This window comes from Ancylothrix sp. D3o (assembly GCF_025370775.1).
GTDB lineage: Bacteria > Cyanobacteriota > Cyanobacteriia > Cyanobacteriales > Oscillatoriaceae > Ancylothrix.
This window is the reverse complement of sequence record NZ_JAMXEX010000064.1, coordinates 1-6,379: the sequence shown is the minus strand read 5'-3', so window position 1 is coordinate 6,379 and position 6,379 is coordinate 1. Positions and strand designations below refer to the sequence as shown.

4 protein-coding genes are annotated in these 6,379 nt (G+C 42.9%); all 4 read left to right on the top strand.

The features are described 5' to 3' along the window. Window positions 1-231, top strand: a 231-nt coding sequence (locus tag NG798_RS26515; RefSeq protein ID WP_261226727.1) for a DUF6011 domain-containing protein, incomplete at its 5' end; no start/stop codon positions are given. A gap of 86 nt (window positions 232-317) precedes the next feature. Then, the gene (locus tag NG798_RS26510; RefSeq protein WP_261226726.1) at window positions 318-1,250 is read left to right on the top strand and encodes a phage Gp37/Gp68 family protein; all 933 of its coding nucleotides are present in this window, start codon (window positions 318-320) and stop codon (window positions 1,248-1,250) included. A gap of 44 nt (window positions 1,251-1,294) precedes the next feature. Next, the gene (locus NG798_RS26505) at window positions 1,295-1,630 is read left to right on the top strand and encodes a hypothetical protein (protein WP_261226725.1); all 336 of its coding nucleotides are present in this window, start codon (window positions 1,295-1,297) and stop codon (window positions 1,628-1,630) included. Between the two features lie 846 nt (window positions 1,631-2,476). Beyond that, window positions 2,477-6,379, top strand: a 3,903-nt coding sequence (locus NG798_RS26500) for a plasmid replication protein, CyRepA1 family (protein WP_317619640.1), incomplete at its 3' end; no start/stop codon positions are given.

The following is a 6,379-nucleotide window of genomic DNA, read 5'->3' as shown; positions in this document are numbered from 1 at the left end:
GGGTTCCTAGGAACAATTGATAAAGCCGGCACATTCCGCCCAGCAAAAGGATGTCCCGCATGGGTCGTACCGGCCCTCCAAAAGTTTGCTAATAATCCACACCATACCGCACAAGAATACGGGACTCTGACAGGCCGGTGCTGCTTTTGTTATCAGCGGCTTAGCACAGAAACTTCCTTATCTCTGGGTTACGGGCCCATCTGCGCTCGTAACTATGGGCTGTTGAAATAACTGCCTACTGACTGCCGGTGGAGACAACTTTATAAAGACGTCTCCACCCCCCAACAAAACCATGTCATTAAAACAAGGGTGTTCCAATGAGCAAGAATTCCAAAATCCAATGGACTGACCACAGTTGGCCAATAGTCACTGGCTGCATTCCCAAATCTGCCGGTTGTGCCAACTGTTATGCTATCAAAGATAGCTGGCGGCTATCGCATAACCCCAATCCCAAGATTAGAGAAATTTACACCGGCACCGTAGAGAAAAAAGGGGAAACTCTGCGGTGGACAGGATTGATTAAATATCACCCAGACCGATTGAAATGGGTGGAACAATGGAAAAAACCAGCTCGTATTTTTGTCAGTAATATGGCGGATTTATTCAGTGATGATGTACCAGAGTGGTTTTTGGATCTAACTTGGGCTTACATGGCAGTTTACAAACGCCACACTTACCAGGTACTCACAAAATGCCCTGACCGCCTTAATGCTTATCTCAATGACCCCAATACTCCCCAAAGAATTGCTATGTGGATAAATGCTGAGTTAGACATCAATAAACACCCTGGTAACGACTATCCCCCACTCCCGCTAAACAATTGGGCTTATGATAAATTTTCATGGCCACTGAGTAATGTGTGGGTTGGTGTTTCTGTAGAGAATGAAGTTGTTACCCACAGAATAAAAACCTTACTGGAAACACCGGCCACCATCCGATTTATCAGTTGCGAACCACTATTGGGGCCGGTGGAACTTCGACCGCATTATCTCTATGAAGATTACCAAGAATCTTACAGAGATAATGAAAAGCTGGATTGGGTAATTGTTGGTGGAGAAAGTGGGCCTAATGCTCGTGTTTGTCAAGTCAAATGGATTCAATCAATTGTTAATCAATGTGAGCAAACCGGCACCCCAATATTTGTCAAACAACTAGGTTCTAATTCCAACCTAGAAGTTAAAGGCAAAGGTGACAATCTCGAAGAATGGCCTCAGTCACTCCGCATTCAAGAATTTCCAACAATTTTATGATTCTCTCATTCTCAATCACATCAAAACTGGCTAAAGAAAAGGGGATGGATGATCCGTTGCTCACCGGCACCAAAACAGTTACCCGCAGATTGTGGAAACCGGCAACTGCTGAGAAATACCAACGGATTTTTCATCACCAAGAAATTGTAAGGGCTTGGAATAATGCCCCTTACGTCCCAGGCTCTCACCATATTGCCGACATCATCCTCACCCACATCCCTTACCAAGAAAAGTTGATGGATATGCCAGAAAGCGATCTACTAGCCGAGGGGGGGTTATGGGGAACTAAAGATGAATTCATACGCTGTGTTTGTCGAGGGAAACCGAATCCTGATTTAGTTGTCTGGGTGTGCCGGTTCAAAATTGTATCTTTTCTTTAAGTTACCCGTTAAAATCTACTATTCTCTGGCCAAAAATGGATATTGATGTGGTATTCTGGTGAAAGGAAAAGAGAATTTCTGTTTAGAGTAGTGGCTGATTGGCCATTATTCTAAATTCTAAGAAATAGCATATTTCTTTTTAGAGTTCTGCTAATCGGCAATTACTCTAAATCAATGAACTCCAAGAATTCCAAGCATTCCAGAGATTCCAAGCATTCCAGAGATTCCAAGCATTCCAGAGACTCCAAGCATTCCAGAGACTCCAATCGCTTTTTTAGTACCGAGTTGAGCGTGGTGGTTAGCTTTGTGGCAACCACAGTCGCAGCGGAAGTTAATTAGATAACCGGCCTCCTTAACGAACCATTGAACACAAGCATGGTTAAAGATGCCACTCCGAAGCTCACGCTACAATTCGGTACTTACGGAAATCAAAGAATCCAAGAATATCAAAGTAATCAAGCTTTCCAACGAATCCAAGAATATCAAAGACTTCAAGAAAAATACTGAAAACTGTTCCAAAAAAAGTTTTTTACTCCACGCGGAGTGAACAACTTGCGATAATCAACGAAGCTAGAACACACCATTTGTCAAGCTTCAAATAATTAGTATCCCGAACCCTCATTGTTTGGGAATGCTCTGTAATATTTTTTGCTTTTGTTGGCCGGCGAAGCGGGAATGAAAAATCTACTTTCACCCATTCCCCCCCATCCCACCAAAAAAAGCAGCCTCCCCGTCCATCATTTAGGGAGGCAAAAAATATTACAACCATGAATTATTTGAACCTTCATTCTGGCATAGATTTTGGCTTCTTGACAAGAACAATCTCATAATTTTGTAGCCATCACTATGAGTTTCCAATTTACTGCACTAAAAACAGCTTGCCCCATTTGCAACGGTCAAAGTCGTGGTCGTAATCGCGGTGGAAGGGAATGTAAAGCCGTTGGAGAATTAGTATTTTGCATCACCGGCCTAGACCTCCCTGTACCCCCCGGTTGGGTATTCACAAAACTTGATAAAAATGGTTTATTTGGTATCTTTGCCCCCGACAACGGCAAGATATCAGAAGCAGACAAAGAACGCATCAAAAGAGAACGCGATCTCCTACGAGCCAAACGGTTAGAAGAGGAAGCTAAGCGGCTATCCTTATCCCTTTCAGTTTCTCAAAGAGATAAAGAAATCCGTAAAATAATCAGCCAATTAAGTTTGAGTGAAAAACACCGCCAAGATTTACACCGGCGCGGATTAAATGATAGCCAAATAAAAGCCGGTTTATTCCGTTCAGTCCAAGCGTGGCAAAAACTAGAATTTGAAGTAGATCATAGACTGGCCGGTGTATCAATTGATGGCCGGTCATTAATCACTCAATCTGGTTACATTTGCCCTACTTGGAACGCTGACGGCTTAATCACCGGCTGGCAGTTAAGGGCAGATGATACTGAAAATGGCAAATACAAATGGCCAAGTTCTAATATCAAGAAACGACCGAATGGCCCAACTTCTCATCTTAAAGAAACTGGAGAACTACCTATCACCATTTGCCGACCCGACGGCGACATTCAACGCATTGGATTATGTGAAGGAATCTTAAAACCTTGGGTGGCCGGTCAGTTATCAGGATGGCTTTTTGTTGGTGCTGCCGGTGGCAACTTTAAAAGTAGCAAAATTCAATTGCAAGCCACCCTTCAACAGTTAGGACAAGGAACAATTACCTATTTTCCAGATGCCGGTGCTGCCAATAACCGGCACGTCTTAAACCGAGATTGCAACACTTTAACTTTGCTCCAATCCTGGGGCTATGAAGTAGAAGTGGCTGACTGGGGTCAATGGTTTGATAAAGAGGCCGGGGATATTGATGAAATCCTGACATCTAATCCAAGCATCACCTATAAACCGACTGCTGAATATTTACGGTTAGCTTCCCCTTCCTATAACCCCATTGATGATTCAGAATTCGACTGGTCTGAACCAGACCCCGAATTAGTGGCCCAACATAATCAATGGTTGGAGAATGAAGAAATTATTGCTTCGGAAACTGCTAAAGAACGACAACGCCAATGGCAAGAATCATACCCAGAACGTGCTCACGGGGAATGGCACCAGCTTTCTCATCTAACCAAGAAACCAAATAAACAATTCTCAGAACGTTATCTTACCCTCGACTTAGCGGAAGATATAAAACCTGGTTTTATCTTTGTCAAGTCGGCGATGGGCACCGGCAAAACTGAACTGCTCAAACATATCACCTCAATGTTTGAATGCGGCAATATTATGTCGTACCGCAACAGTTTACTAATGAACTTGTGTGAACGGCTGCAAGGCAAAGTTGATTTTGTTTGGAATCTGGATACTGGGGATAATAAGTTAAACCAAACTTGGCGGCAATCCCGTGATTGGTTAGCACTTTGCATTGATTCTATCTTTAAAACAATTCCTAAAAAGGTACTAATTTTAGAAGAAGTTTCCAAACTATTAGACCATGCTCTCCGGGGTGCAACTTGTAAAAGGTTGCGTGCCAAAATCCTTAACCGTTTTGCTGATTTTATCAGAGAAGCTGAATATATCATTTGTTTGGATGCTGACCTCGCCAACCCTGACATCAATTATTTACAATCCCTTGACCCCTCCAAACAAAGTTACATCTACCACAATACTTTCAAACCTTGGTCATGGGACATCACTTTCTTTGATGGTTTAGTGAACCCTGTCGAGTACAAACCGAATTCTAAAGGGCCTTTCTTATCCAACTTAATTGACAGTATTGTAGATGGCAAAAAATGTTTAGTGGTAGGCGATACTCAAGTTTCACTGCAAGCCATAGAAGCTAAAATTAAAAGACTTTTCCCCGATATCATTACCACCAGGTGTGACAGTTTTACCAAGGCAGACAACCCAGAAGAAATTGGTGATTTTCTGACCAACCCGAACGAATATATCAAACAAGTACAGCCATCCGTTGTGTTTTTATCACCAACTGCTGAAAGTTCACTTGATATTACGGTTGAGCATTTTGATGAAGTTTGGGGTTTATTTTGTGGGGTAGTTAGTTCTCAAAGTGCCATGCAATTATTAGGGCGATATCGTATCCCCGTTCCCCGCTTTATCTTTGCACGGGAATACACAATAAATGCTAGTGATAACCATTCTCCTTTCCCCAAAGTTGTCAAGAAGCAACTGCACAAGAAGAACTTTGAAATTATCCAGCAGATTGCCCTCCAGAATTACTTAGAAGCTACGAATAAACCAGAGGAAGAAGCCGATTTATTTGACATGATTGCCGCTTTATCCCAAATTATTGATCTGGAATCCCGCACTTGGAAAGACCCTCATCTGGAAGCAGTGGTTAATTACCAAGCTCGTGATAATTACCAGAAAACAAACTTTCGAGCTTGTCTGAAAGAATTACTCAAGGAAGCCGGTCATTCTATTATCAGTCTGACGACTCCAGATGACCGTTCTATTAGTATGGAACGGGAGCAAATTTTAATTGACCGTGCTAAAAAAATATCAGAAGCTAAAGATATCACCAAAGAAGCTGCGGAAGCTCTGATGTTAAAAATGGAATCTACCAGCGAGGAACGGTGGCAAATTGAGAAAGCATTGTTGAGAGATAAATTGCCGGGGGTGGAATTAACACCGGAATTCATATACTGGTGTAAATATGATGAACCCCAGATTTTATCTCAACTCAAACTTTATTGGCACTGGAAAAATAAAGGGTCTGCTCAAAATGCTGACCGTAAAAAATGGGCCGGTGCTTTAAAATATCACACACCCCTCTGGGATATTCATTGTTCATCTCTCAAATTAGCGGTGATTGATGAATTAAATATTGAGCAATTTCTGGATGATGGTGAGTACACCAACAATGACCCAAAAGCGCTCAGTTTCTTTGAGGCTTGTTTAACTCAACATAAACACCGACTCAAATTGGCATTAGGTATTAATGTCACGCCTGAATACGGGCCGGTGCGATTGATTAAGCATATTTTGGATAGGGTGGCCATTAACTTTTCTGGTAAGCAACGCCGTCTAGCATCTGGTGAACGGCAGCGTTTTTATAAGGCTGTTTTGCCTGAAGCAACCGGCTTCTCTCTGGACGTTCTCAAAGCTTATGAACTGCGGTTTTGCAATCTCATCAATCAACCTGAGAACACCGGCATCCCAACCAACGGCGACACTCTTAATGATGAGGTGTCACAGACTAGCTTTTTAGGTAATTACTCAATAGTGGAGTCTGTGACAAGTTCCATAGAGCCGGTCTCTGAACCAGAAAACACCGGCACCAGCAATAACACCGGCATCTCCAATAACACCAACATCCCGGAAACAGGTTTGTCACAGACTAGCTTTATAGTTAGTTATCCAATAGAGGAGTCTGCGACAAACACGATCCAGCCGGCCCCTGAACCAGAGAATACTGGCACCCCAACCAACACCGACACCCCGGAAACAGATTTGTCACAGACTAGCCTTGTAGGTGGTTATTCAATAGAGCGGTCTGTGACAAATTCCATAGAGCCGACCTTCATCCCAGAGAACACCGGCACCCCACCGACCAATGAACCAGAGGGCATAGGTATTAGTTCAGTAGACCCGGTTCTTTACGAGACAATTGAAGGGTTTACTTATTTGGTTCGAGAAGTGCTGGCCGGTGTCTATGAACTTGACGACCTTTGGCAGGGAATCTGCGATTTATTTGATGGGGTTGTTGAGGATGTTTGGAATGGTGTGTGGCAACTTCTTAATTTA